Raw genomic sequence first — 759 nt, forward strand, 5'->3', positions numbered from 1 at the left:
GCTGTTGTAACAACCCCACCTTCAGTATGAACCTTCAGTTGCTGAACTTTTCCCGAAACAGGGGCCCTGATTACTGAAGCCTGTTGACGCTCTTCATTTTTCTCTAACTCCAGAGTTAATAACTCAATGCTGTCTGTTGTTTGTCTTAGCTTGTCTAAAATTTCATTTTTAAAAAGCTGCGTGACAAGCTGATATTCTTCTTTTGCAGACAATATCTCACTCTCAATTTGCTCCAGTTGCGATTTATAAACCCGTAATTCATTTGCTGCCTCGACATATTTATTCTCCTGCTCAAGTACAGCATGTTTTGCAATTGCCTGTTTATGCAATAAACTCCTGAAATCATCCAGACGGCTTTTTTCAACTCTCGATAAATTTTCATAACGGTTTATACGGGCAAGTATTGTTAATCGCTCTGCTCTTTTCTTATCCAGATTCAGTTCTTTTTGATACTTCTGATTTTGCCATGTGGAAAACTGTTCTTTTATCAAAGAAGTTAAACGCAGTACTTCCTCTTCAGATACATTCTGAAAATAAGGCTCATCAGGAAGCTTCAGTTCAGGTAGTTTATTTAATTCAATTGACCTGCTCAGAATTTGATACCGAGTTTGTTCCAGCCTGGTCTGTAACAGTGATGACTGTGTTTTTAACGTATCAGCTTCAGCTCCCAGTGCTGTAAGCTTTAATAACACATCCCCTTTCCGGACTGACTCTCCTTCTTTTACGATAATTTCTTTAACTATTGAGTTTTCAATAGGT

1 pseudogene is annotated in these 759 nt (G+C 38.1%); it reads right to left on the reverse strand.

The features are described from left to right. Positions 1 to 759, reverse strand: a pseudogene (gene hlyD, locus F1381_RS27860) (alpha-hemolysin T1SS ABC transporter subunit HlyD); the annotation flags it as partial.

Origin of the sequence: Paenibacillus tengchongensis, from assembly GCF_008973665.1 — a bacterium.
GTDB classification, from domain to species: Bacteria; Bacillota; Bacilli; order Paenibacillales; family Paenibacillaceae; genus Paenibacillus_AQ; species Paenibacillus_AQ tengchongensis.